The sequence below is a fragment of the Allobosea sp. P1_B10 genome (genome assembly GCF_056406735.1).
Map to the genome: position 1 here is coordinate 54855 of NZ_JBFTZP010000012.1, position 26261 is coordinate 81115.

Genomic DNA, 26261 nt, shown 5'->3' on the forward strand with positions numbered 1-26261 from the left:
CTTGCCCAAGAGGATCGTCACCGGCGCAGGATCAGCAGTTTCGCAAATCACAGCCGAAGCTTTTCCGTATCGAGATAGGCGCAAGCGCGCCAAGACACCAATGCATCAGCGGAAGCGTCCGGGTCGCCGGATTCAGACAACGAGACAGGAGCCAGTCATGCCGACAATGGTTGCGATCAAGACTCCCCCATTCGGGCCTCCTGACAGCATGATCCATATGCGCGTCGAGCGGCCGGAGCCTAGCGGGCATCAATTGCTGGTTCGGGTAGCCGCCATCGGCGTGAACCGCGCCGACGCGATGCAGAGGACAGGCAGCTATTCGCCGCCGCCGGGCGAGAGCGACACTCTCGGGCTGGAACTCTCAGGCGAAATCGTCGCGATCGGAGCCGAGGTCAGCCGGTTTCGCGAAGGCCAACGCATTTTCGGCCTCGTTGCGGCCGGAGCGTATGCAGAGTACGCCCTGGTCCACGAAGCGCTCGCGGTCGAACTACCGGAGCAATGGACGCATGTCTTCGCAGCCGCCGTGATCGAGATGTTCTGTACGGCCAACGAGACGATCTTCACGCTTGGCGAACTGAAAGCCGGCGAGCGCGTGTTGGTTCACGCCGCGGGGAGCGGCATCGGCAGCACTGCGATCCAGATGGCGAGGCATGTCGGTGCTCAGGCGATTGCCACTGCGAGCACCCCAAGCAAGCTGGAGCGCGCAAAATCGCTCGGGGCGATCCACGCCATCAACTATCGCGAGCGGGACTTTGCAGATGAAATTCTCGGTCTCGACCCCGCCGGCGTAGATCTGGTGGAGGACTTTATCGGCGCAGCATATTTCCAGCGCAATCTCGCCGTGCTGCGCAATCGCGGCCGTCTCGTCAGCGTCGGCGTGCTCGGCGTCAACAAGGCCGAGATTGATGTGAGGCCAATCCTCTACAAGCGCCTGCGCGTGCTCGGCTTCACGCTGCGTCCCCAATCCAATGAGGAGAAGGCTGCCATAGTTGCCCGGTTCGTGTCAGCCTGGATGACGCCCCTGCTGACGGGGGACGTCGAACCGATCATTCATGCCACGCTTCCGTTCTCCCAAGCCCGCGAAGCGCATCGGATGATGGAGGCGGGAGAGAACTTCGGGAAAATCGTGATGACAGTAGAGTAAAAGCGCATGAGCGTTTTCGGACATCGCGCTCGAGCGTGTCTCCTTAAGACATGATAATGTGCTACGTGTTCGCCAAGTCAGCCTTCGGTTTGATCTTTGAGCCAAGATTCCGGGAGTAGCTTCCCGTCCCGGCCGATCCCTCGGAAGTCCAAGCCTTCCATCACGCTCGCCAGCTCTATCAGAGATGTGGTCAAAGGCATCGTAACGCCCTCCCGCGCGGCGAGCATTTCGAGCGGTGGCCTGCCCCATAAGTGGCGTGGCTGTGATCTAATGCATGGTGGGGTTGGCTACCGCGCGCACGTGGGCCGGTGAAGCGGGTTTGGTTTTCGCAGCCGGCCACACCACGGCGGTTGGTGATGGCGACGGGTAGCCGAGCGAGGAGTGCGGGCGCCGGGTATAATAGCGCTGACTTAGGCCGTAGACTCATTACCGCGTAGCCAGATTCTGACGCATGCGAGCTTAAGGCTTGCCAGGAAGTTCTCCGCGAGCTTGTCGTAGCGTGTGGCGACGCGTCGGAACTGTTTGATCTTGTTGAAGAAGCGCTCGATCAGGTTCCTGTCCCTGTAGAGGTGCCGGCTGAAGCAGATGGGGTCCTTCCGATTGCTCTTGGGCGGGATGTTGACCCAGGCTCCGCGTTCACCGACGAGGGCGCGCAAGGCGTTGGCGTCGTAGCCTTTGTCGGCCATCAGCATCGCGCCGGGAGCGAGATGGCCGATCAGGTCGGCGGCGCCGGCGATGTCGCTGGCTTGTCCCGCCGTCAGCTTGAGCTGGATCGGGCGCCCTTGCGCATCGACGAGGGCATGGATTTTGGTGGTGAGCCCGCCTCGCGAGCGACCGAGACAACGATCTCGCCCCCCTTTTTCCGGTCGCACCCTGTTGGTGGACCCGCACGACCGAGGTGTCGATCATTTGGAGGTCGCCGTCGTAAGCCTTTGTGACCGCGTCCATCAGCCGATCCCAAACGCCAGCTTTGCGCCAGCGGTTGAACCGATTGTAGATCGTCGTCGGGGGGCCGTAGCGAGCCGGCACATCCGCCCAGGGCGCACCCGACCGCAGCACCCAGAAGATGCCGTTCAGAACCCGGCGGTCATCGACACCGGGCACGCCGCGCGGCTTGTTGGGAAGATGCGGCTCGATCGCAGTCCATTCGAAATCACTGAGTTCGTAGCGTCCCATCGCCAAGCTCCTCTTTCAGAGCTTGAAACACGAAATCGCCGCCGCTGGAATCGGCCGGACGCTCTTATGGATTTACGGCCTAGCGAATGGGTCCCCATCCCCTCATTATACCCTAACCCACGCAATGCTCGCACGCACAGCCAGCGCCAGATCAGGTTGATTGAGAAGAGCATCAAGAACTTCGGATTTCTCAATCCAATCCTGGCAACGGCCGAAGGTGTTGTCATCGCTGGTCATGGCCGATTGTCTGCTGCCAAGAATTTAGGCCTGACCGAAGTCCCTATGGTTCGGGTCAATCATCGTTCCCAAGACGAGATCCGTGCCTACTGCCTTGCGGACAATCAGTTGGCAACACTCGCGGGTTGGGACCGCGACATTCTTGCAATCGAACTCCAGCATCTGATCACTTTGCCCGAGATCGATGTCGAGTTCTCAGGCTTCGACATGCCCGAAATCGATCTCATTATCGAATATCAGCCGAGCAAGGGGAGGGCCGAGCCGAACGAAGCACCGCTTCAGGCTGGGGTCGAGGTTAGCCGAGCCGGCGACATTTGGCAGCTCGGCGCGCACAGGCTGCTCGGTGGAGACGCTCAGGATACAGCATCCTACGCTGCCGTGCTTGGCAACGACCTAGCTGGTGCCGTCGTCTCCGATCCTCCCTACAATGTCCCCATTCGTGGCTTCGTCAGCAGCAGCGATAGATGGAATCATCGCGAGTTTGTCATGGCCGCGGGTGAGATGAGCGAGGAGACCTTCACAAACTTTCTGCGCTCGTCGCTGGCATTGATGGCGCGGTTCAGCAGGCCAGGCGCGGTCCTCTTCGTCTGCCTCGACTGGCGACACCAGTTCGAGCTGATTTCGGCCTGGCGTACCGTCGGCCTCGATCATCTCAACACATGCATCTGGGCCAAGGACAATGGGGGCATGGGCTCGCTCTATCGGTCCGCCCACGAGTTCGTCAGCGTGCTTAAAGTCCCGGGTGCCAAGCACCGCAGCAATGTCGAGCTCGGTAAGCACGGCCGCAACCGGACGAACGTCTGGGCCTATCCAAGCGCCAACAGCTTTTCCAAGCCCAATGATGAGGGGGACTCAACGCCCTGCATTCGACGGTCAAACCGCTCAACATGGTCGCAGACGCCCTTCTGGACGTCACGGCCCGTGACGATCGGGTCCTTGACCCCTTCCTTGGCTCGGGCACGACACTGATCGCTTGCGAGAAGGTCGGCCGCGTTTGCCACGGTATCGAGCTCGACCCGCTTTACGTAGATGTCGCGATCCGGCGCTGGCAGCGTTGGACTGGCGCGCAGGCGGTGCATGCTGCCTCGAACAAGACTTTCGACCAGATGACGGCAGAGGTTGAGGAAGCGGTCGATGGTTGACGATCGCAATGACGATGAAAGCGTCGGCTACGGCCGCCCTCCCCGCAAGCACCAGTTCAAGCCGGGACAATCCGGAAACCCCAAGGGCAGGCCGAGAAGTTCCAAGAATTTTGCGACACTTCTTATCGAAGAGTTTGGAGCGAAGGTACCGATCAATGAAGGGGGCAAACGGCGCCATATTGAGTTGCGCCGCCTCGTGATCCGCCAGTTGGCTCGAAAGGCCGCCGCCGACGATCCCCGCGCCATCCAGATCATGTTTGAGGAAATGCGGCGACTCGCCGAGTGCGCGGAAGCCGTTCCTCACGCGATGATCAGCGCGGATGACGGTATGCTCACCGCCGACATCCTGCAGCGTGTGAGACGCGATGTCGATGACGACGGCGGAACCCAGCAATGAGCGATGCAATCTCAGCTGCGCTCAGCCTGGCCGCGCGCAGGGCCCTGATGCGTCAGGATTTTGCGACATTCCTCAGGCTCGCCTTTGTGAGCTTAATCCGGGGCAGGTCCTGCAAATGGCGCCATATCTGCAAGTGCTGATGGCGCGGCTGGAAGACTGCCGCGCCGGGCGCATCCGACGGCTGATCATCAACTTGCCACCACGCGGTCTCAAATCAGTCTTGGCCACGGTTGCTTTTCCCGCCCGGCTGCTCGGCCATAGGCCAGACGCTCACCTTATCTGCGTAAGCCATGGCAAGGATCTGGCTGAGAAGCTGGCACGCGACTGCCGGCGTTTGATGGGTTCCGTTCGGTATCAGCGCCTCTTTGCGACGCGTATTGCTCGGCAGGCGGTGCATGATATCAGCACCTCCGCCGGTGGCGGGCGCATGGCAACCTCGATCGAGGGCCAGCTCACCAGCCGCGGTGCCGATTTCATCATCATCGACGATCCGATCAAAGCCGATGATGCCCTCTCGGAGACCGCGCGTCCCGCCGTCAATGAATGGTTCGACAACACGCTGCTGTCTCGCCTCAACGATCAGCGAAACCGCTGCATCATCATCGTGAAGCAAAGGCTCCACCAAAACGATCTGACCGGCCATGTGCTAGAGAAAGCTGATGCCAGGAACTGGACAATAGTTGCGCTGCCGGCCATTGCCGAGGAGTATGAGGTTCTCGCCTACGAGCCTTGGTGCGGCAGACGCGTGTTCCGCCGAAGCGCAGGCGACGCCTTGCACCCCGAGCGTGAGAGTGTCCAAGAGCTGCTCGCCCGACGCGCCAGCATAGGCAGCTACATATGGGCCAGCCAATATCAGCAGACCCCTATTCCGATCGGCGGCAACCTCATCAAGGCCTTCTGGCTAGGCACTTATGACCCTGCCGACCTGCCGGTGCGGCCTTTAAGTATCGTGCAGAACTGGGACACCGCGACAAATACCGACTATGTTCATGATTACTCGGTTTGCACGACATGGCAGCTTGCCGAGAACTGCTTTTTCCTTGTCGATGGGTTTCGCGAAAAGCTCGCCTATCCCAATTTAAAACGCGCGGTGTTGGCACAGAGCGCACGCCACAACCCCGACCACATCGTGATCGAGGATAAGGGCTCAGGCAGCGCCCTCATTCAAGATTTGGCAGCGGAAGGCATCGCGGTGCGAGCCTATGTGCCGCCGCACGGTGCTGACAAGCAGATGAGGCTATTCAATCAGGCTGCAGAGTTCGAAGGCGGAAGAATCCGGGTACCGCGCGAAGCGCCCTGGCTCGACGCATATCTCCGCGAGATTACCGGCTTTCCCGGCACCCGCCACGACGATCAGGTCGACTCGACAACGCAGTTTCTCGACTGCTTTAAGAGTGCTCTATCGGGGCCTTCTCTATGGGCCAAGCTTGCAGGATAATCTTTAGGACACGACACGATGTGGGCCGCTTCCGGTTCCGTGGCCGACCTGCAGGTTGTTCCGGCTATCGTTTCAAACGCAAACTGGGTGAGATGGCCGATGGCTCGAGTGGCGGCTGCGCTGCTACCGCAGGCCCTATTCGGTCCTCACGGCGGGACGCTGCCGGACTGCGACAGTCGCCGCCTCCTGATGATCGAGGCTGATGCAATCAGCCTTGTGGCTCTCGATGGGTACGATCTCCGAGGTAGGCCAGCAGAGCGAGAGGGCTTTGTATCATGAAATCTTTCACTGCCGTTTCAGCGATCCCGACATGATCCTAGGCCAAGCCGGGCAATGGAACGCTAACCGGGTTGCCGCCTGACGCGGGAAGCTGCTGCTCCGGTTGGAAGCCAAGTATTAGAGCGCATGCTCTTCCAAGGTACCGTCAATCCCTGACCAGCAGCGCGGCGGCATTTGGTACGCTTATCGGGCCTCGAAGGCAGCGCTCAATCAGGTGAGCCCCGGCGCCGGCGAATGGGACGTCCGGCAGCTTGAGTCGTTCATCAAGGCCACTGCCTCCTGGTTGGCGGAAGTCGGAGCGCGCGAAATGAACCTTTTGCTCTTTCCTGGATGGCCACTTTCATTCGTGCAAGCCACTTTTCCAAAGGCGTCGATGAGCTACTTGACAGGAAATACGTTCGGTATACCGTCAGCATAACAACGGGCCATCAGGGTCGGAACGCTTGGTTGCGCAAAGCTTCGCTTTCGCGATCGATCGGGTATGGGAACGGGTCGCAGCTTACCGATGAAACAGATTGAACGCCCCCCGCACGACGTGACGCAGAAGCTGATCACGTTCCTGTATTATGTCGATCTGCCGCGAGCGATGCGCTTCTACGAGGACGTCATCGGACTGACGCTGGAGATCGACCAGGGCTGGTCGAAGATCTACCGGGTCATCTCGAATGGTCACATCGGCCTGGTCGACGAAAGCCGCGGCAGCCATCGCGCCAACGCCGTCAAGCCGGTCCAGATCTGCATCCGCGTCGCCGATGTCGATGCCTGGTACGCCTACATCGAAAGCGTCGGGGTCGATGGCCTGCGCCCGCCGCGCAGCAATGCCGAGCTGAAGATCCGCGCCTTCGTCTTCAACGATCCTGAAGGCTACCAGATCGAGATTCAGTCCGCCCTCGATTGAGGCCGCGCCTGAGCCAATGTCGAACACAGCAGCAGCAGGAAGCGGTCACATGATCAGGAACGGCATCGCACATCTTTCGCGCCGCAGCGCGCTGGCTCTCGCATTACTGGGCGGCGTTGCGCTGCACGGCGGGGCTCTGGCCCAGGAGAAGGCGGTCACGATCGCCCTCACCGCCGACGCCGTGATCCTCGACCCGCATGCGGCCAACGAGCTCACCGGCAACATCATGTTCTATCACTTCTACGACTCGCTGGTGAGCCGTACCCCGGAACTCGGGTTCGAGCCCGGCCTGGCGGAAAGCTGGCAGGTCGTCGACGACACGACCTGGGTCTTCAAGCTGCGCAAGGGCGTGAAATTCCACAACGGCGAAGAGCTCAAGGCCTCCGACGTCGTCTACACGCTCGAGCGCCTGAAGAAGGCGCTGATGTCGAACCTCGTGGCGAACATCGCATCGGCCAAGGCTGTCGACGACTACACGGTCGAGATCAAGACACCCAAGCCCTACGCCGTCCTGCACATGGCGCTGGCCGAGATCCTGATCGTCAACGAGAAATATACCAAGGCCATCGGCGATGAGCAGATGGGCTTCAAGCCCATGGGCACCGGGCCCTACAAGCTCGCCGAATGGATCAAGGAAGACCGGATCACGCTGGCGGCTTTCGCCGACTACTGGCGCGGAAAGCCCAAGATCGACAAGGTCACCTTCAAGCCGATCACCAATCCGGCGACACGCACGGCGGCGCTGCTGACCGGTGGTGTCGACGTGATCCAGGACCTCTCGGTGCGCGACGTCGCCGGCGTGCGCGCGAACCCGGCCTATGAGGTCATCACGCGTCCAAGCCTGCTCAACATGGTCATCGCGCTCGACACCCGCGAGAAGTCGCCGACCATCGATCTGCCGGTCAACCCGCTGCGCGACCGCCGGGTGCGCGAGGCGCTGACGCGGGCGATCAATACGGAAGCGATCAAGTCCGTCGTCATGAACGGCTTCGCCACGCCGAGCGACCAGTATGTCCCCTCGTCGCATCTCGGATATGTCCCCGGCCTCGACTTCCGCAAGGTTCACGCCTTTGACCTTGAAAAGGCGCGTGCGCTGATGAAGGAAGCCGGCTTCGAGAAGGGGTTCACCATGACCCTGGACACGACCAATAACCGCTACGTCAATGACGGTGCCATCGCGCAGGCGCTGGCCGGCATGCTCGCGCGCATCAATGTCACCCTGAAGCTCAACCTGATGCCGCGCTCGAACTTCTTCGGCTACATCCGCGTACCCTCGGATAAGTCGAGCTTCATCATGAGCGGCTGGGATACGCCCTCGGGCGACGCCGGCAACATGTACAGCACTCTGATGTACAGCCGTGGCAAGAAGCCCGGCTTCGGACAGGCCAATCGCGGCGCGTTCTCGAACGAAGAGTTCGATAGCTGGATCGACAAGGCCGACGCGACCGCGGACATGAAGAAGCGCAATGAATTCCTGCAGGAGGCGACCAAGATCGCCGTGCGCGAGATCCCGATGATCCCGCTGCATTACGAGCAGGACATCTATGCGGCCAAGAAGAACGTCAAGGTCGTTCCGCGGATGGACAAGTTCATCTGGGCTTATGAGATGGACGTGAACTGACGTCGTCACCTCGCGCGAATTTCGTCTCTCTGATTGCGCGAGCGGGCATTTGCCCGCTCGTCGTCGCTCCCGGACAAGACCGGCTGCGTCTTCGTTTTCCTATCCTTGAAGGGTCCCTGGCGTGCTCGGCTATCTGATCAAGCGATTGATCCAGATGATTGTCGTCCTTTGGGCGGTGTCGGTCCTGGTCTTCATCATGATGAGCTTCACGGGCGATCCGACCTATATGATGGTCCCGCTCGATGCGACGGATGAGCAGATCGCCCAGGCGCGACGTCTGCTCGGCCTCGACGACAGCCATCTCGTGCAATACTGGCGCTTTCTCACCAACCTCGTGCAGGGCGATTTCGGCCGCTCCTTTGTGTTCCGGCAACCTGCGCTGCAGCTCATCCTGGAACGCCTGCCGGCGACGCTAGAGATCGTCACGCTTGCCATGGCGTTCGCCCTGGTCGTCGCCATTCCGCTCGGCGTCTATGCCGGCGCCAACCCCAAACGCGCCGGCAGCCGGGCCGTGATGGCGGGGTCTCTGATAGGCATCTCGCTGCCCGGCTTTTGGCTCGGCATGGTGCTGATCTTCGTCTTCGCAGTGAAGCTCCAGCTCTTCCCCTCGTCCGGCCGCGGCCCGACGCAGGAATGGCTGGGACTGCGCGTCAGCTTCCTGAGCTGGCAGGGCATGCTCCATCTCATCCTGCCCGCCCTGACCCTTTCGGTCGGCACATTGGCCATCCTGATGCGCATCATCCGCGCTGAGATGATGGAGGTGATGAAGCAGGACTACATCAAATTCGCGCGCGCCAAGGGCACCGACCGCAGGGGCGTCCTCTTCAAGCACGGGCTCAAGAACGCCCTGATCCCCCTGGTGACGGTGTTTGGCCTGATGCTCGGCGATCTCATCGCCTTCGCCACCCTGACCGAGACGATCTTCGCCTGGCCAGGCATCGGCAAGCTTCTGGTGGACTCCATCTATCGCGGCGACCGCCCTGTCATCGTCGTCTACTTGATGTTCGTGGCCTTCATGTTCGTCGTGGTCAATTTCCTCGTCGACATGCTCTACGCGCTCATCGACCCGCGCATCAAGATCAAGTGAAGCAGCCCCGATGAACGCTCTCTCCGCCAGTCTTTCGCGTTTCGCCGCCTCGGAGTTATTTTACAATTACCGGCGCAACACCTCGGCCATCATCGGCAACATCATCGTCCTGCTGTTCGCCGGCATGGTGACGCTGGGTCCAGCCCTGGTCGCCCAGGACCCCTACGACATCGCGCAGCTCGAACTCATGGACTCGTTCAAGCCGCCGGCCTGGCTCGAAGGCGGTACACCGCAATACCTGCTTGGCACCGACGGACAGGGCCGCGATGTGCTGGCCGGCATCGTCTATGGCAGCCGCATTTCGCTGTTTATCGGCCTGGCCGCGATGCTGGGCTCCTGCCTGATCGGCACCGGGCTCGGTCTCGTCGCGGGCTTCTACGGCGGCCGGCTCGACAGCCTGATCATGCGTGTCGCCGACATCCAGTTGTCCTTTCCCTCGGTCCTGACCGCTTTGTTCCTGATGTCGGCCTTCGGAACGGGGGTGGAGAAGGTGCTGATCGCGCTCATCTCCGTCGGCTGGGTCGTCTATGCCCGCATCGTTCGCGGTTCGACCCTGCGCGAATCCCAGAAGGAATACATCCAGGCCGCGCGCGTCTCGGGACTGCCGAACCGCAAGATCATCCTGCGCCATGTCCTGCCCAACGTCCTGACGCCGTTGATCGTCGTCGCGACGATCCAGGTCGGGACCTTCATCCTGATCGAGGCGTCGCTCTCATTCCTGGGCGTCGGCGTGCCGATCACGGAGCCCTCGCTGGGACTTCTGATCAAGAACGGCTTCGACGTCCTCTTCTCGGGACTGTGGTGGATCTCGGTCTTTCCCGGCCTTTTCATCATGCTCATCGTCTTCGGCATCAATCTGCTCGGCGACTTCCTTCGCGACGAACTGAACCCGCGCCTGAAATGACAGCTCCCTCCAGCCCACATTCGCCAGACACAGCCCGCCCCGCCGCGCCGCTGCTCTCCGTCTCCGGCCTCAAAACGTATTTCCATACCTTCGGTGGTGTGGTGAAAGCCGTCGACGGCGTCGATTTCGACCTCGCCGCCGGCCAGGTCCTCGGCCTGGTCGGCGAGTCCGGCGGCGGCAAGTCGATGGTCGGCTTCTCGATCATGGGGCTGATCGATCCACCGGGCCGGATCGAGGCGGGGCGGATCGAATTCGAGGGCCAGAATCTGCTTGAGCTCGACGACGCCGGAATGCGCAAGATCCGGGGCAAGCAGATCGCGATGATCTTCCAGGATCCGATGACGGCGCTGAACCCGCTCTACACGATCGGAAACCAGCTCGACGAGATGCTGCGGCTCCACACCGAGATCCCTGCAAGCCAACGGCGTGCCCGTTGCATCGAAATGCTGAGCGAGGTCGGGATTTCCCAGCCGGAGGAACGGCTGAACAATTATCCGCACCAGTTCTCCGGCGGTATGCGCCAGCGTGTCGTCATCGCCATCGCCATGATCGCGGGGCCGAAACTGCTGATTGCCGACGAACCGACGACCGCCCTCGACGTCACGATCCAGGCGCAGTTGCTGCGCCTGATGAAACGGCAGGTCGAGCAGACCCGCGCCTCGCTGATCCTGATCACGCATGATCTCGCGGCCGTGTCGCAGATGGCCGACCATGTCGTGGTGCTCTATTGCGGCCGCATCGTCGAGCGGGCGCCCACTGCCGAGATCATCCGCCGTCCGCGACACCACTATACGCGCGGCCTGCTCGACTCGATTCCCCATGACGACCGGCGGCAGACGCGATTGCGCCAGATCCCCGGCTCGGTTCCCGACATCCGCAAGCTCCCGCCGGGCTGCACATTTGCGCCGCGTTGCCCCGCCGCGCAGCCCATCTGCCGCGAGGTCGAACCCAGGCTGGCCGAGGATGTCGCGGGCTGCGCGGTCGCCTGTCATTTTCCGCTGGAGGCGAGACGCTGATGGCCCCGTTGCTTCAGGTCACCAATCTCGAACAGCGTTTCGACGCGAGCGGCGGCTTCTTCGACCGGCTGCGGTTCAGTGGCGGGCGGATCACGGCCCCACGCCGCATCGTGCACGCCGTCAACGGCGTCAGCCTGCAGATCGAGCGCGGCGAGGTGCTTGGGATCGTCGGCGAAAGCGGCTGCGGCAAGTCCACGCTCGCCAAGACCATCATCAAGCTCTACGAGCCGACCGGCGGCCAGATCGTGCTCGATGGGCAGGACATCACGACGCATGATTTCGGCCGCATGCGGCCGATCCGCAAGACCATGCAGATGATCTTCCAGGATCCCTACGCCTCGCTCAATCCGCGCCAGCGCGTCCGCGACATCGTGATGGAGCCCTATCTGGAGAACGCGCCCGGCCCGGTCCCCGATGTGCAGGAGCGCGCCTTGGCACTTCTTGCCAAGGTCGGACTGGGCCCTGAACATGCCGACCGCTACCCGCATCAGTTCTCAGGCGGCCAGCGCCAGCGCATCGGCATCGCCCGCGCGCTGTCGGTCGAACCCGACCTGATCATCGCCGATGAACCTGTCTCGGCGCTGGACGTCTCGATCCAGGCCCAGATCCTGAACCTGATGATGGACCTCAAGGACGAACTCGGGTTCTCCTATCTCTTCATCACCCACGACCTCTCGGTGGTGCGCCATATCAGCGACCGCATCGGCGTGATGTACCTGGGCTTCATGGTCGAGACCGGCCCTCGCGACGCGATATTCGAGGACCCCAGGCACCCCTATACGCGCGCGCTTCTCGCCGCCGCGCCGGTCCTGGGCGAGCCGCTCGCCCCTGCTGCGGACGAGATCAAGGGCGAGGTGCCCAGCGCCTTCAACCTGCCGTCGGGCTGCTGTTTCCGGACCCGCTGCCCGCTCGCCTTCGATCGCTGCGCCGTCGAGCGCCCCGTCCTGCGGTCGCAAGCATCGGGACGATCCGTCGCCTGCCATCTGCAGGATGCCGACGCCATGTCGCAAACCGCCTGAAGGACAAGCGCATGAATATGACGGTCAGGATCAGCCAGGCGCGCATCGCGCTCGACGATCCCCATGCCTGCACCGATTCCAACGATGTGCTGACCGTTTTCGGCGCACTCTTTGATGGGCTGGTTCGCCGCAACGACGCGGGCGGGTACGATCCCGCCCTGGCGACCGAATGGTCGACCTCCGAGGATGCGCGCTGCTTCGATTTTCGCTTGCGCGAGGGCGTCTCGTTTCACAATGGCGATGCCTGCAATGCCGAGGCCGTGCGGTTTTCGCTGCTGCGGATGGCGCGACCCGATATGGGCGCGACGCTCGGCGCTCCCGGCGTCTACGCGCAATATCTCGCCGGCATGACGGTGGAGATCACAGGCTGCCATGGGATCAGGCTGACGCTTGCCGAGCCGCTCGCCGACCTGTTCGACATCCTTGCCTATGGCCACATCGTCTCACCGCGCGCTATCGCGGATGCGGGTGACGATCTCGTGAAACGGGCTGTGGGGACCGGGCCCTACCGTCTGGAACAGTACGTTCCCGGCGAGCGCATCGAGGCCTCCGCCAATCCCGGCCATTTCGACGGACCTCCCGCTTTCGCGCGCATGGTCTGGCAACATGGTGCGACATCGGCCGTCCGCGCGGCTGCCTTGCGGGACGGCACGGTGGAGATCGCCAACGGACTCGACCCGGCGGCTGCCAGCGAATTCGACGCCCTCCCCGGCTTCACGCTGCAGACCTTCCTCGCGCCGACCGCGCTGATCTTCATGTTCAATGCCCAAAGCGGCCCGGCGCGCGACCCGCGCGTCCGGCTCGCGCTCAATCTCGGTCTCGATCGCGAGGAGTTGGTCAGCACAGTGCTCGCCGGCGCTGGGCAACCGCTTCACGGCTTCATCAGCCCCGTGCATTTCGGCGCCGACCGGCAGGCCGCCCCCTTCGTCCAGGACAAAGCGCGCACCCGCAAGCTTCTTGCCGAGGCTGGCTACGGCAGCGGCCTGACGCTGCAGCTATACTGCCCCACGCGGCTGCCCGACGAGGCACAGGCACTGGCCGACCAGGTGGAGGCGCAACTCGCCGATCTCGGGGTCCGCTTCGAACGGCATATCGAGAGCGACCGAACGCTCTACGCCAATCAGGTCCGCCTCAAGGCGATCCACGACCTCTGTGTTTTCGATTCCAGCCCGATGAGCGCCTTTCGCGTACTCCACGAGAAGATCGACGCACGCGTTCGCGGTTCCTGGTGGGAAGGCTATCACAACCCGGAGGTCGAGCGCCTGATCGACCTGGGTCGCAGGACGGTCGCGCCGGAGCCACGGGAGGCGATCTACCAGCAATGCTATCGCCTGCTGCAGCAGGATCCGCCCTGGCTCTATCTCTACAACCACCGCCGCGTGATCGGTCTCAAGGGCGACTATCCGGGCTGGGCGATGCGCCACGATGGCGTTCTCGACGTCCGGTCCCTGCCAGCCTTCTGAGGCAGACGGTCTGGGCGCCTTGGCGGCGCCCAGACCGGAGTTTCATACGCCGCGAATGGCGCCGCCATCGACCCGGATCGTCGCGCCCGTCACATAGGACGCGCGCGTGCTTGCCAGGAATACCGCGACGTCGGCAAATTCTTCCGCCGATCCGTAGCGGCCTGCCGGTATCGCGGCGAGCGACGTCGCCTTGATGGTGTCGAGCGGCTGCCCGGTGCGCCCCGCCGCGGCCTGATCGAGTTGGTCGACACGCTCGGTCTGGATCCGTCCCGGAAGGACCATGTTGACGGTCACCCCATGCGCCGCGACCTCCCCTGCCAGCGTCTTCGACCAGCCGAGAATGGCTGAGCGGATACCGTTGGACAGCGCCAGCCGCGGAATAGGCTGCGCGATGCCCGACGAGCCGATCGTTATGATGCGGCCGAAGCGGCGCTCGATCATCGTCGGCAGAAGCTGCTGCGTGATGTGAAACAGGTTGGCGGCCATCGCCTCGAACTGTGCGAGCCAGTCGGAGCGCGTCGCATCGCGGGCGTCAGCCGGCGGCGGCCCGCCGGAGTTATTGACCAGGATGTCGACGCCGCCCTGCCGCAAGACATCGGCAATCAGTGTCTCGACCGATGCGAAGTCCGCGAGATCGAGACGCGCGCTGCTGACAGGACCGGCCGCGGCGCCCAGTCCGGACGCCCAGTTTGCGATTGCGTCGGTATTTCGCGCGGCCGCGATGACATGCGCGCCTTCGCGGGACAGTCCTTCCGCAATGGCCCGACCGAGCCCCTTGCTGGCGCCCAGCACCAGCGCGCGCTTACCCTTGAGTCCGAGGTCCATCAGCCAATCTCCGCAAGACGGCGCTGCTGGCGCGCGATCAACCGCTCGACATCGGCGATATCGCCGGCGGACAGGCGGCCGCCAGGCCTGCGCAAGGCAGCAGACGCGATCACCCCTCGCTTCGCCAGGATGTGCTTCCTGATCTGGAGGCCAAGGCCGGGCTGCAATTCGTAGCGGGCCAGCGGCAGATAGGCATCGAAGATGTCGTGAGCGCGCTCGACCTCCCCGGCCGCGTGCGCATCGCAGACCTCGACCATCATCTCCGGATAGGCGAAGCCCGTCATGGCGCCGTCGGCACCGCGGGTGAGTTCCTCGGGGAGGAAGACACCGCCATTGCCGCACAGGATCGAGATCCGGCGGGTTTCGCCGCGGTCGCTGGCGGCGCGCAAGGCGCCGATCTTGTTCAACCCGGGCCAATCCTCATGCTTGACCATAACGCAGCTGGGCAAGTTCTTGACGATCTTGACGATCAGCGGCGACGCGATCTGCACGCCGGTCGCGAGCGGGTAGTCCTGCAGCACGAAGGGCGTATCGCCCAACGCCTCGGCCATGGCCTCGTAATAGGCATAGATCTGGTCGTCGGTGCGCAGCGTGGAGGGTGGCGCAACCATGACGCCGGCCGCACCGGCATCCATCACCTGCGCGGTCAATTCCTTCATCGGGGCCAGGCCGGGCGCCGAGACGCCGACGACGACCGGCACGCGACCGGCCACGCGTGACAGCACACGCTCCACGACGCCGAGGGACTCGGCTGCTGTCAGTTTTGGCGCTTCCCCCATCATGCCGAGCACGGTGAGGCCGGTCGCGCCCGTCTCCAGGTAGAAGTCGACCATCGTGTCTGTGCTTTGCAGATCGACCGCACCATCATCGGTGAACGGAGTCACAGCAATCACATAGACGCCCGAGGCGTCTTCAGTGAGCATTCCCATCATGGACCTTTCGGAGATGCGGATTTCAGAGTTCTGAATTCAGAAGGACGCGGCCCACAGCCATCGCGGCAGCGGCCTGCGTCGGCTCGACGACGGGGATGCCGAGTGCATCCTCGAGCGGCCGGCGGAAGCGGGCCATGCCGGCGCAGCCCATCACCACGACGTCGGCGCCGTGGTTGTCGCGCAGGGCCCTGCCCGTCGCCGTCAGGCGTTCGCGCGTGCGCGCCTCGTCGGCGAGCTCAGCGACGCCCATGCCGATCGAGAGGTCTCCGGCGAAACGCTGCATGACCCCCATCGCTCCGAGGTAGCGAAGGTGCCGCGGGATCGAGGTCGGCAGTATCGCAATCACGCCGAACCTGTGGCCGAGCGTCATGGCAGTCAGCACGCCCGATTCCAGGATGCCCAGGACCGGGTGCCGGCTCTGCTCACGCAACGCATGGAGGCCGGGATCGCTGAAGCAGGCGACGACAAACGCGGAGGCTTCGTCCTCGAGCTCCCGCGCCTTGGCCAGCATGGGGCCGATGACGCTTTCGACATCCCGCTGTGTCTGGATGCCCGCCGGACCGCCGGGCACGGTCACGCAGGCGATCTTTGGCCCGCCGGGAATGCGCAGCGGATTGACCGCCTCGTCGATCCCCGCCGTGATCGCCTCCGACGAGTTGGGGTTGATGATGAAGATCGTGCCGCCCATGCCGGTTGCTCCAGAGGTGATGGTGGCGCCTCTCAGTAGAGGTCGGCCCCGAAATTGCGCTGAGGATCGAATTCCGGCGAAGCGTTGCCAGTGGGCCGCGTCGCATCTCCCGCCTCGCGCAGGAGCAGGCGGCCCGAGCCGGCTTCGGCGCTGATTGCACCGTTGGCCACGACGACTTCGCCGCGGCGCAGCACGGTCTCGGGCCAGCCCGTGATCGTCCGGCCGGCGAAGGGATTGTAGCCCGTGTTGTCGTGCAGGGTGTCGGTGAGCGTGACCTGGCGCGTCGCGTCCCAGATCGCGATGTCGGCGTCCATGCCCACGGCAAGCGAGCCCTTGCCCGGGAGGTCATAGATCTGCGCCGGCGCGGTCGCGGTCAGCTCGACGAACTTCTTCAGCCCGAGCCCGCCTTGGCTGACCATGGCGTCGAACAGGACCGGCAACCGCATTTCCAATCCCGGCATGCCGTTGGCGATCTGCTTGAAGCCGGGGTTGTGGCCAGCGCTCAGCTTCCCGCTCGCATCGAAGCGATAGGGAGCATGATCGGAGGACAGGATCTGCAGGTCGCCCAGTGCCAAAGCGCGCCACAGCGCGGTCTGGTCTCCTGCCGTCCGCTGCGGCGGCGAGCAGATCCACTTCGCGCCCTCGATTCCCGGCCTGTCGAGTTCCTCGGCCGTCATCAGCAGGTAGTGCGGACAGGTCTCGGCAAAAATCTTGACGCCGCGCCCACGCGCCTCGCGGATCACGGCCGCGCCTTCCGCAGTCGAGACGTGAAAGATCACGATCGGCTGGTCGAGCAGCTCGGAGAAGGCGATCAGGCGATGGAAGGCCTCGACCTCGGCTGCGCGCGGATGGCTCACCGCGTGATATTTCGGCGCGACATAGCCGCGGGCCACCAGCCGGTCTCCCATCCATTTGAGCAGGCCGTGGTTCTCGGCATGCACGCAGACCAGCCCGCCGGCGGCACGCGCCGCCAGCATCACGTCCAGCATCTGCTGGTCGTTCACCTGCACGGCGTCATAGGTCATGAAGACCTTCACCGAGCGATGCCCCGCGCGGATCAGCGCGGGCAGATCATGGCTGATCGTCTGCTCGTCGGGGTTCGCAACCATGAGATGGAAGGCGTAGTCGATGATCGCGCCGCGCCGCGCGAGCTCGGCGTATTCCTCCACCGCACGCGTCAGATTGGCGCCGCGATGCTGGGCTGCGAAGGACACCACCGTCGTCGTGCCACCAAAGGCGGCCGAGCGCGTGGCGCTCTCGAAGGTGTCGGCATTCATCAGCCCGCCGCCCGACAATTGCTCAATATGGCAATGGGTGTCGACGCCGCCGGGCAGGACTAGTTTGTCCCCGGCCTCGATCTCGCTCGCACCGGCGGGAAGCTCGAGCCCGATCGCAGCGATGCGCCCAGCCTTGATGCCGAGATCGGCACGGAAAACATCGTTGGCCGTGGCGATGATGCCGCCGCGGATCACGGTGTCGTATGTATATCCAGTCATCGTGGGCACCTCAGTTGCGGACGTTCAATGCCGGCCGCTCGAGCGGGTGTGGCCGAAGAAATCATTCGGCATCGCAAGCAGGTGACGCAAGCCCGTGCGCTCCAGCATGAGCTCGCATTCGCGCTGCGCGGCTTCGAGAACCTTGTCCTCCGCGACGCTGCTGACGACCCGTCCCTCCATCAGAATGCGTCCGCCGACGATGACGGTGTCGACATCATTGCCATTGGCAAAGCAGGTCACGCGATAGGCTGGCATGTTGAGCGGGTAGAGATGAGGCCGGGCGAGGTCGACCAGGATGATGTCGGCCTTCTTGCCGATTTCGAGCGATCCGATCTCGGCGCCCAATCCCAGGGCATGCGCGGCTTCGATCGTCGTCATCTCGAGGACCCGGCCCGGAGGCAGCACGTCGGGGTCTTTGAAATGCGTCCGATGGTAGTGCATGCATTGCTGCATGTGCCTGAACATGTCGCCCGAGCGATCGGGCGCCGTCGCATCCGAGCCGAGGCAGACCGTCACGCCCGCATCGAGCAGTTCCGGGACGGGACAACGCCCCAGGATCGAGGCCACGGCGCTGGGGTTGTGGACGATGCGGGTATCGGTTTCCGCGCAGATCGCGATCTCGCGCTCGGTCAGATTCGTCGAATGCGAGAGCAGCGCATCGGGGCCGAGCAGGCCCAGCGCATGGGCGTAGGCGACACTGTTGGTGGTGTGCCCGTCCTGGGTGAACATAGTGCCGGTGTCGCGCGACAGGGCGCGAGCAGCGAGCGTCTGACGCCTGGCCTCCTCCAGCGTGTCGGCATCGAGATCGCGGACATGCTCGTCGCGCAAAGTCGGCGTCAGCATGGCGATCCGGATCTGCCCGTCATGGCGACCGTGCCACCGGTCGATGACGGTGCCACAGGTCGCCATCTGCTGGTCGAAACTGACGCTGAGGTCTCGACGCGTGGAGCCCTTCCACACCGCATAGGTGCGCGGATGCGGCGGACGCGTCGGGCCGATCGCAACGATCGAGCGCGTTCCGACTTCGCGCACGCCATCGCAATGGGCGTCGGCATATGCAGGATCGTCCGTGCGCATGATGCTGTCGCCACCGCCCAGCAGCGACATGCCGGTGGTGACACCGAAGCGCAGCCGCTCGAGGGCGGCAAGCTGGGCCTCGGCACGCCAGAACGCGTCTGTCGATCCGACCGTGTAGGCCTGCTTGCACGCGTCGTACCAGAGGTCGCTGCGGCCGCCGCCCATCGTCTTGATCAGGCCGTGGCCGGCATGGGCGTGACCGTCAATGAGCCCCGGCATCACAGCCTTGCGTGCCGCATCTATGGTGCGCGGCGCGGTATGGCGGGCACGGATCTCGCTGCTGGTGCCGATGTCGACGATCCGATTGCCTGTGATCGCGACGGCGCCGTCCTCGATGATGCGCCGCGCCGGATCCATGGTGATCAGCGTGCCACCCGTGATGAGGAGATCGGCCATATCGAAAACCCGCGTTCAGAGCTCAGGCTCGACCAGATCGAACCCGGGCGTCACCTGATGACATAAACATACATTCGGTATACACATGGGATGGCGAGCTGGAAAGAGCGGGATCCGGTATGACTTCCGCCGTCGCTCCCGCCCTTGCCAGGTTCGGCGCATTGGTGATTTAGCTAGCGCGGCCAAGGTTCGCCCGACTGGGGTGTGGGTGGCTCGTGGATGAAAAGGCGTACTCGGTGAACACGCACGAAGACCCGATATCCACGCTCGGTCATTCCACCTATGAGCGCCTGCGCGACATGATCCTGAGTGGGGCCCTCCCCGCCGGCACATCGCTCCAGGAAAAGAAGCTCGCCGAGCGTCTCGGCGTATCCCGGACGCCTGTTCGCGAAGCGACCATGCGCTTGATGATGGAAGGGCTGGTGCTGCGTGCCGCAGGCCTGACGCCTGTGGTCAGGAAGCTCTCGGTCGACGACTTTATCGAGATCCTGCACGTGCGCCGCCTGCTCGAAGTCGAGGCAGCGGGACGTGCCGCCGAAAAAGGCGGATCAGATGACCTGCGCGAGATCGCCGCGCGTATCGCGGAATTTCGCGACGGCCTTGAGCCGACCCCCGAGGAACACGTGACCGTCGATGACAGGCTCCATCAGGTCATCGCGGACCTTGCCGGCTCGCGCCTGCTGGCCGAACTGATCAGCGATCTCCGGCAGAAGACGAAGATCTTCGACATGGGCCGGGTGCCGGAACGCTTCCAACCGGGCGTCCTGGAACATCTCGAGATCATCGACGCGATTTTGAATCGCGATGTCGAGCGCGCGCAGAGCGCGATGCGAACCCATATCGACAACGTGCGCGCAAGCGTCATGGCTCATTTGCGACGTCTCTTCTAGGCGTAGACGATGTGGCGCTCGCGGAGATGCTGGCGTCGAACTGGCATCGCGCGCTTCTCGGCCGCGATCCTTCGGACGGTGCCACAAGCCCCGCAACATCAGGCGGATGAGGAAGCCGCACGGAAAACACCTCCCGTACCCATGGGCACTACAGGCGCAGGAAGCGCTTCGCGTTGCCGTAGAGCCAGAGGTCCTGCACCTCTTCCCCAAGCGGAAGCGCCTTGATCTCGGCGATCGTGCGCGCGATGGGGCCAAGCGGATAGGCACTGCCGAAGATGATCCGGTCCTTTAGCACAGTCCGGCCGTATTGAAGGAGCGGCTCGTAGCCTGATCCCGCCACCTGGAGGTATTTCGGCCTCACCGCGACGAGACCGATGCTAACATTCTCATGGCGCCAGGCGACGCCGATCAGTTCATGCACCCAGGGGAAGCCCGGCGGAGAGGCGCACACCCTGAGCTCCGGGAAATCCACCATCACCTCATCAAGCAGCGAGGGATGTCCGTAGCGCATCAGCGCGCTGTCGGCGAAGTTGATCGAGCAATGGATGTTCACGGGAATTTCGAGCTCGATGCACTTGGCATAAAGCGGATACATCCGGCGATCGTTGATCGCGAGATGATGCTCGAAGCATTGCAGGTTGAGCCCGCGCAGGCCGAGCACCCGCACCGCATGGTCGAGCTCGCGCACCGCAGTCATTCCCTTGTTGGGGTCGACCCCGGCGAAGCCGATGAAGCGCGGCCCCTGCTCCTTGCAGAACTCCGCGACATCCTCGTTGCGGATGCGCCAGCCATAGGTCGTCTCCAGGTCGCGCGCCTTGACGCAGACATGGTTGACGCCAGCCCTGTCATACTCCGAGAGATAGCCGGCAAGGTCCTGCTGGGGCTCGGCCGCGGACTCGCTGGCCGCATAGACCTGCCGGTAGCGCTGCAGGTGCTCGGCTCCCTTCGGGCCGAAGGCCGGAAGCGGCGGGCGACTGCCATAGTCGATGATCATGAGCGATGCTCCGTGCCAGACATCGTCGGCCAGTTTGCCGCCCAGGGGCTGAGCGCCTCGATTGCCGCGGCGACCGCGAGAAGCTGCGCCTCGCCATGCCAGGGGCCGACGATCTGAAGGCCGATGGGCAGGCCACCCGAACTCATGCCGCAGGGCACCGAAATCGCAGGGTGCCCGCTGGCGTTATACGGGATGGTGTAGGGATACCAGGCGTCGCGCAGCGGGCCGTGGTCGATGCCGTCGACGACGAGCGGGCCGTCCGATTGCTGGCCAACGGGCAGCGCAGGCGTCGCGACTGTAGGCGTGATGAATATGTCCGCCCCATCGAACAGGCGCTCGACCTCGCGATAGATTTCGGAGCGGGCGCGCTGGGCATGGGCGAGGCGCGAATAGGTCTGCGCTTCCGGCTGCAGGGTCAGGCCGAGGCGGGCGGTGCGGTCCATGCGCGCGCCATGCGACTCGAGCAGAGAACCGAAGCGGGCATGCTGGTAGGCGCGCATCAGCACGAGGGCGGAGGCGGTGTCGAAGGCGATGTCGTCAGGCATCGACACGCGCGCAGCGCCGGCCGCCAGCAGACGCTCGACCGTCTCGCCGACGGCAGCCTCCACTTCCGGGGCGAGCCAGCGATTGAGCATCCGCGGCGCATAGCGCAGCCGCAGGCCCTTCAGCGCCGCGACGGGATCGTCAGGAAGTGGGACGGGTCCGGCCGAGCCGCCGAAGGAGAGCGGATCGCGCCGGTCGGGGCCCTTCATCGCGTTGAACATGAGGGTCACGTCCGCGACGGTGCGGCCCATCTGGCCGAGGCAGGTCAGCGAGCCGAACAGGTCCGTCGTCGTTTCGTGCGGCACCGCGCCCCAGCTCGGCTTCAGGCCGACGACACCACAGCAGGAGGCCGGGATGCGGCCGGAGCCGGCGCCGTCCGATGTCAGATGAAGCGGGCCGAAGCCCATTGCGGCGGCGATCGCCGCCCCGCCGCTCGACCCGCCGCAGCTGTAGTCGGTATTCCAGGGATTGCGGCTGATGCCGTGGCGTGGAGAATCGGTGAGAACCTTGTGGCCGAATTCCGGAGTGGTCGATTTCGCGAACGGGATCGCTCCGGCGCGGCGCAGCCTGGCAACCGCCTCCGCATCCTTCTCGGCGACCTGGCCGGCAAAGACATGCGACGCGTATTCGAGCGGCATGCCCGCGACCGCGACGAGGTCCTTGACGCTGAAGGGCAGCCCGTGGAGCGGGCCCGGCGCGACGCCTGCAGCGAGCGTCCGGTCGGCCTCGCAGGCGGCAGCCAGAGCGCTCTCATCAGCAACATGGGAGAAGGCGTTGACCGGCTCGTTGCGAGCCGCGATCTGCCCGAGCACGGAGTTCATCAATGTCTCGGCCGCAAGTGCGCCGGACTTCAGATCGGGCAGAAGCTCGGCCGCGCTGCGGCTCCACAGGGGCATGCTCATCGCCAGATTCCTTCCACCCTGTCGAAGGCGCCGAGGCGCAGATCCACGACGCCGGCCGTCAATGCCTTCTTCGCCACCTTCTGCGAGGCGGTGCGCGGGATGTCGTCCACAAAGGCGATGTAGCGAGGGATTTTGAAGGCGGCGAGATTGGCCTCGCAATGCCCGGCGATGCGCCCGATCAGCTTGTCGTCGCCATCGATGCCGGACGCGGGCAGGACATAGGCTTTGACCTCCTCGCCGCGCAGTTCATCGGGCACGGCAACGACCGCGACCTCCTCGATCTCGGCCATGTTGCGCAGCACGGTCTCGACCTCGCGCGCCGCGATGTTCTCGCCGGCGCGCCGCACCATCTCCTTCAGCCGGCCGACTATGTAGAAGTATCCTTCCGCATCCTGACGGAAAAGATCGCCTGTTCGGAACCAGTCGCCGAAGAAGCTGTCACGATTGGCTTCTGGGCGGTTGTAGTAGCCGAGCATCAGGCCCGGGCCGCGCAGGACCAACTCTCCGATCTCGCCGCGCGCGACGTCCCTGCCCTGCTCGTCGACGACCCGCGCCTCTCGGAACGGCGCCGGGATGCCGCAGGAGCCGGAGCCGACCATATGCAGCGCATCGAGCGGCATGTAGAGGCCGGGGCCGACTTCGGTCATGCCGAAGGCCTCCATCGCCGGCGCGTTGAAGCGCTCGCGCAAGGCTGCGTTGACCTCCTTGCGGTGGCCGTAGATGTTGGCGCGCATTAGCTCGGTCCTGCAATCCTCGGGCGTTTCCGGCTGCTTGAAGACGATCTCCGGGAACAGGCAGAAATGGATCCGGTGCTCGCGCAGCCAAGCGGCAAAGCGGCTAGCGCTTTGGCGCTTGGCGACGAAGAGCGTGCCGCGCTGGTAGAAGCACAGCAGCAGAAGCCATTGCGGGTCCATATAGAAGAACGGCGTCGAGGCAAGCACGCGGCGGAAGCGACGGGCATCGCGGAAACCATTCACGAAGCCGGCGCTTAGCCAATAGCGATGCGTCAGCATACAGCCCTTGGGAAAGCCGGTCGTACCCGAGGTGTACTGGATGTTCATGAGGTCGTCATGGCCGGGCTCCGGCCCGTCATGCCGCGCGCCCTCGGGAACCGAAGCGACGAGCGCGTCCAGCGTCATCGCGCCCGGCAGCAGCGTTTCCCGCATGTCTGCGGCCGCCATCCTGAGCACGCGGTCAGGACGCGGAAATGTCCCGGCCTCTGCCACCTCTGCCGCCTCGCGATATTGCGGGCCGCATTCGTCGTGGATGACGAGCGCCGCGGCTCCGGCATCGCCGAGCACATAGGCGAGTTCGCGGCCGGTATAGCGCAGGTTGACAGGCACCATGACCGCGCCGATCCGCGCCAGAGCGAGCCAGACGATCGGCATCTGCGGGCAGTTCGGCAGCATCACGCCGACCCGCATGCCGTGCGTCACGCCAAAGGAGTCGAGCGCCACGGCCATCCGGTCGACCGCCTCGTCGAGGGCGGTATAGGTGATCGTCTCGCCGCTCTCGAAGAAATTCCACACCAGCACGTCCGGCGTCTCGGCGGCGGCCTCGCGCAGCAGTGTCCCGATATTGCGGGGGAAGATGAAACGCTCCATCTCGCGATGCCGCGCCGCGACGTCCATCTCGGCGATGCGCGCTACATAGTCATCGGCCCAGGCGGGCGTTTCGGTCTCGACGGGCAGGCGCAACATGGGCATCTCGAAAAAAGGTTCGCATCAAACAGTTCAGGAAGTTATGTTTTCCGTCGATGATCGAGCGCGGTTGAAACCTAGGCGGAAATATCGCATGGCGACGGCCTCTGGTGTACTTCCAGCGATCCATCTGACCCGACTCCTATTATTCCGCTGCCGAACGAAAGCCGCAAATTGCTTTTTGACTAGAAAACATGCCCGCTGGTTATAATTGACCAAAGCGAGTTACGGAGGCCCTCAATGCGGATCACCCATCGGCAGCTGGAGGCCTATGTCCAGTTCATGGAGACAGGCAGCGTCACGGCCGCGGCCGAGCGGATGCGGGTTTCGCAGCCGGCGATGAGCAAGATCCTGGCAGGGCTCGAAATCGACCTTGCGCTGACGCTGTTCGAACGCAAGCGCAAGCGCCTGATCCCGACCGATCAAGCGCAACTACTTCACAAGGAGGTGCGCCGGCTCTTCGCCTCGCTCAGCGATGTCGAGCGCTTCGCGCGCGACCTGCGCGATCTGCGTTCAGGCGAGCTGCGGATCGTCTCGGCGGCTTCGATCGGCCACACGCTGGTGGCCGACGCGCTTGTCGCCTTTGCCAAAGTCAATCCCGCGATCTCGGTCGCGCTCGACGTGTCCAGCGTGGTAGGCGGCGACGTGCTCGGACAGAAAGTCGATATCGGCTTCTCGGTCAGCCATTTCCATCACCCCGACCTGCTGACCGAGCCGTTGTTCAATGCCGACGCCGTCTGCGTGATGCGGCAGGACCATCCGCTTACCGGGCGAAAGGTCGTCGTGCCGCGCGATCTCGAAGGGGTGGAGTTCATCTCCTTCACCCGCAACAGCCGGATGCGCCACCTGACAGATGCGGTGTTCGAGCAGCAGCGGGTTACGCGCAAGATGCGGACTGAGGTGTTCTCATCGGTCGAGGCCAATGCGCTCGTCTCGCGCGGCTTCGGCATCGCCATCGTCGAGCCGATGACGGTGCATCAGGGCTTCTGGCCGGGGCTGGTGGCGCGCCGCTTCGAGCCGACGATCGCCTTCACTTTCAACGCCATCGTCTCGCGAAACAGGCCGGTCTCGCCTCTGGCCGAGGCCTTTTTGGCCGAGCTCCGGGGACGGATCGCGGCGCTCGCCGAGGGCAACGACCCACGCGCAGTCGAGAGCCTAACAATCCGCCTGCCGCAGAAACGCCTGCGCGACGGCGCGACCTCAGGCGCCGTCGTGGCGGACGAAGAAGGTTAGCCCTGCGACGCGATCGAGGATCATGACGGCGAGAAAGGTGATCAGCACGCTGATCGTTGAGATCGCCGCCAGCACAGGCGTCGCCGAATCCTGGACGAAGGAGAAGATCTGGACCGGCAGGGTCGAGATGTTGGGGCCGATCAGGAACATCGTCACCGTGACCTCGTCGAAGGAGATGATCCCGGCGAAGAGCAGCGAGGTCAGGATTCCCGACCGGCACATCGGAATGACGATATCCCGGAGCGCGCGCCATTCGCTCGCGCCCATCACATTGGCGGCGCGCACCAGATCCGGGTCGAGGCTGCGCAGTGCGATATGGATCGGACGGTAGGAGAAGGGCAGCGTCACGATCAGATGGGCGAGGACGATGCCTGGTGCCGTTCCGATCAGCCCGAACTGAGCCACGAGCGCGACCATGGCGACGCCCATCGCGGCATGCGGGAAGAAGAGCGGCGAGAAGATCGCGAGTTCGAGCCAGGTCGCAAGCTTCGGCGCATGACGCTGCGTGTAATAGGCCGCCATGAAATTAACGACGGTGACGATCACCGCCGTCACGGCGGCGATGGCGACGCTGATCGCAAAGGCGCGCGGCCAGCGCGGGTCGAACAGCGCGTCTCGATACCAGCGCAGGCTGAGCCCCTCCGGCGGGAACTGGATATAGCTCGTGTCGCTGAAGGACGCGCCGATGATGATCATGATCGGCGCCGGCAGCGAAAGCAGCAGCAGGACGCTTGCCAAGGTCGAGAATCTGGAATTTGCCCACA

Annotated in this window: 24 protein-coding genes and 1 pseudogene; 15 read left to right on the forward strand and 10 right to left on the reverse strand. The window is 63.9% G+C overall.

Annotated features, from left to right (window positions below):
- Nucleotide 1: 1 nt before the first annotated feature.
- Entirely contained in the window at nt 2–1144 is a 1143-nt protein-coding gene (locus tag AC1D2L_RS20955; RefSeq protein ID WP_476847832.1) for an NAD(P)H-quinone oxidoreductase, read from the forward strand.
- 410 nt (nt 1145–1554) lie between these two features.
- Here AC1D2L_RS20955 and AC1D2L_RS20960 read toward each other — a convergent pair.
- Nucleotides 1555–2320, reverse strand: a protein-coding gene (locus AC1D2L_RS20960) for an IS5 family transposase (protein WP_476847833.1) whose coding sequence is annotated in 2 segments (ribosomal slippage) — nt 1555–1996 and nt 1995–2320 — 768 coding nt in all. Because the reading frame shifts where the segments join, the coding sequence is not laid out codon by codon here.
- 66 nt (nt 2321–2386) lie between these two features.
- Between AC1D2L_RS20960 and AC1D2L_RS20965 the strand changes: the two genes are divergently transcribed.
- From AC1D2L_RS20965 to AC1D2L_RS21020, 12 genes and pseudogenes are all read left to right on the forward strand, one after another.
- On the forward strand, nt 2387–3526 hold the full coding sequence (locus AC1D2L_RS20965; RefSeq protein WP_476847834.1) for a ParB N-terminal domain-containing protein: 1140 nt from the start codon (nt 2387–2389) through the stop codon (nt 3524–3526).
- Nucleotides 3445–3699 carry a DNA methyltransferase gene (locus AC1D2L_RS20970; RefSeq protein WP_476847835.1) on the forward strand — a complete coding sequence of 85 codons (255 nt, stop codon included), beginning with the start codon at nt 3445–3447 and terminating at the stop codon, nt 3697–3699. The genes AC1D2L_RS20965 and AC1D2L_RS20970 overlap by 82 nt, the downstream gene beginning before the upstream one ends.
- Entirely contained in the window at nt 3692–4096 is a 405-nt protein-coding gene (locus AC1D2L_RS20975) for a DUF5681 domain-containing protein (protein WP_476847836.1), read from the forward strand. Before AC1D2L_RS20970 ends, AC1D2L_RS20975 begins: the two co-directional genes overlap by 8 nt.
- Nucleotides 4065–5534: a phage terminase large subunit gene (gene terL, locus AC1D2L_RS20980; protein ID WP_476847837.1), complete on the forward strand. Its 1470-nt coding sequence runs from the start codon at nt 4065–4067 to the stop codon at nt 5532–5534. The genes AC1D2L_RS20975 and terL overlap by 32 nt, the downstream gene beginning before the upstream one ends.
- A 400-nt stretch (nt 5535–5934) precedes the next feature.
- Nucleotides 5935–6030: pseudogene (locus tag AC1D2L_RS20985) on the forward strand (short-chain dehydrogenase); the annotation flags it as partial.
- 288 nt (nt 6031–6318) lie between these two features.
- On the forward strand, nt 6319–6711 hold the full coding sequence (locus AC1D2L_RS20990; RefSeq protein WP_476847838.1) for a VOC family protein: 393 nt from the start codon (nt 6319–6321) through the stop codon (nt 6709–6711).
- Nucleotides 6712–6760: 49 nt separating this feature from the next.
- Nucleotides 6761–8332 (forward strand): ABC transporter substrate-binding protein, encoded by a 1572-nt coding sequence (locus AC1D2L_RS20995; protein WP_476847839.1) that lies wholly within the window; start codon nt 6761–6763, stop codon nt 8330–8332.
- Between the two features lie 121 nt (nt 8333–8453).
- On the forward strand, nt 8454–9419 hold the full coding sequence (locus AC1D2L_RS21000; protein WP_476847840.1) for an ABC transporter permease: 966 nt from the start codon (nt 8454–8456) through the stop codon (nt 9417–9419).
- Between the two features lie 10 nt (nt 9420–9429).
- Complete coding sequence (locus AC1D2L_RS21005; protein WP_476847841.1) at nt 9430–10323, forward strand: ABC transporter permease; 894 nt, start codon at nt 9430–9432, stop codon at nt 10321–10323.
- On the forward strand, nt 10320–11339 hold the full coding sequence (locus tag AC1D2L_RS21010; RefSeq protein WP_476847842.1) for an ABC transporter ATP-binding protein: 1020 nt from the start codon (nt 10320–10322) through the stop codon (nt 11337–11339). The genes AC1D2L_RS21005 and AC1D2L_RS21010 overlap by 4 nt, the downstream gene beginning before the upstream one ends.
- Complete coding sequence (locus AC1D2L_RS21015) at nt 11336–12358, forward strand: ABC transporter ATP-binding protein (protein WP_476847874.1); 1023 nt, start codon at nt 11336–11338, stop codon at nt 12356–12358. Before AC1D2L_RS21010 ends, AC1D2L_RS21015 begins: the two co-directional genes overlap by 4 nt.
- An 11-nt stretch (nt 12359–12369) precedes the next feature.
- Nucleotides 12370–13821: an ABC transporter substrate-binding protein gene (locus AC1D2L_RS21020; RefSeq protein ID WP_476847843.1), complete on the forward strand. Its 1452-nt coding sequence runs from the start codon at nt 12370–12372 to the stop codon at nt 13819–13821.
- A gap of 42 nt (nt 13822–13863) precedes the next feature.
- Here AC1D2L_RS21020 and AC1D2L_RS21025 read toward each other — a convergent pair whose 3' ends face one another.
- The 5 genes from AC1D2L_RS21025 to AC1D2L_RS21045 are packed head-to-tail and all read right to left on the reverse strand — an operon-like array spanning nt 13864 to nt 19235.
- A complete protein-coding gene (locus AC1D2L_RS21025; RefSeq protein ID WP_476847844.1) occupies nt 13864–14646 on the reverse strand; it encodes an SDR family oxidoreductase in 783 nt (260 codons plus the stop codon).
- Nucleotides 14646–15575 (reverse strand): dihydrodipicolinate synthase family protein, encoded by a 930-nt coding sequence (locus AC1D2L_RS21030; RefSeq protein ID WP_476847875.1) that lies wholly within the window; start codon nt 15573–15575, stop codon nt 14646–14648. Before AC1D2L_RS21030 ends, AC1D2L_RS21025 begins: the two co-directional genes overlap by 1 nt.
- A gap of 25 nt (nt 15576–15600) precedes the next feature.
- Nucleotides 15601–16266, reverse strand: a complete 666-nt coding sequence (locus tag AC1D2L_RS21035; protein ID WP_476847845.1) for an aspartate/glutamate racemase family protein — start codon at nt 16264–16266, stop codon at nt 15601–15603.
- Nucleotides 16267–16298: 32 nt separating this feature from the next.
- The gene (gene hydA / locus AC1D2L_RS21040; RefSeq protein ID WP_476847846.1) at nt 16299–17762 is read right to left on the reverse strand and encodes a dihydropyrimidinase; all 1464 of its coding nucleotides are present in this window, start codon (nt 17760–17762) and stop codon (nt 16299–16301) included.
- 24 nt (nt 17763–17786) lie between these two features.
- The gene (locus AC1D2L_RS21045; protein ID WP_476847847.1) at nt 17787–19235 is read right to left on the reverse strand and encodes an amidohydrolase family protein; all 1449 of its coding nucleotides are present in this window, start codon (nt 19233–19235) and stop codon (nt 17787–17789) included.
- Nucleotides 19236–19471: 236 nt separating this feature from the next.
- On the opposite strand from AC1D2L_RS21045, the gene AC1D2L_RS21050 reads away from it, so the two are divergent.
- Nucleotides 19472–20125 (forward strand): GntR family transcriptional regulator, encoded by a 654-nt coding sequence (locus AC1D2L_RS21050; protein WP_476847848.1) that lies wholly within the window; start codon nt 19472–19474, stop codon nt 20123–20125.
- A gap of 148 nt (nt 20126–20273) precedes the next feature.
- On the opposite strand, the gene AC1D2L_RS21055 is transcribed toward AC1D2L_RS21050, so the two are convergent.
- Genes AC1D2L_RS21055 through AC1D2L_RS21065 form a run of 3 tightly spaced genes read right to left on the reverse strand, consistent with a single transcriptional unit; the run spans nt 20274 to nt 24264 of the window.
- A complete protein-coding gene (locus tag AC1D2L_RS21055; protein ID WP_476847849.1) occupies nt 20274–21119 on the reverse strand; it encodes an amidohydrolase family protein in 846 nt (281 codons plus the stop codon).
- Complete coding sequence (locus AC1D2L_RS21060; RefSeq protein WP_476847850.1) at nt 21116–22564, reverse strand: amidase; 1449 nt, start codon at nt 22562–22564, stop codon at nt 21116–21118. The genes AC1D2L_RS21055 and AC1D2L_RS21060 overlap by 4 nt, the downstream gene beginning before the upstream one ends.
- Nucleotides 22561–24264, reverse strand: a complete 1704-nt coding sequence (locus AC1D2L_RS21065; protein ID WP_476847851.1) for a class I adenylate-forming enzyme family protein — start codon at nt 24262–24264, stop codon at nt 22561–22563. The genes AC1D2L_RS21060 and AC1D2L_RS21065 overlap by 4 nt, the downstream gene beginning before the upstream one ends.
- Before the next feature lie 240 nt (nt 24265–24504).
- Between AC1D2L_RS21065 and AC1D2L_RS21070 the strand changes: the two genes are divergently transcribed.
- Entirely contained in the window at nt 24505–25497 is a 993-nt protein-coding gene (locus AC1D2L_RS21070; protein ID WP_476847852.1) for a LysR substrate-binding domain-containing protein, read from the forward strand.
- Here AC1D2L_RS21070 and AC1D2L_RS21075 read toward each other — a convergent pair.
- The gene (locus tag AC1D2L_RS21075; protein ID WP_476847853.1) at nt 25465–26235 is read right to left on the reverse strand and encodes an ABC transporter permease; all 771 of its coding nucleotides are present in this window, start codon (nt 26233–26235) and stop codon (nt 25465–25467) included. The genes AC1D2L_RS21070 and AC1D2L_RS21075 overlap by 33 nt on opposite strands.
- Between the last annotated feature and the right edge of the window lie 26 nt (nt 26236–26261).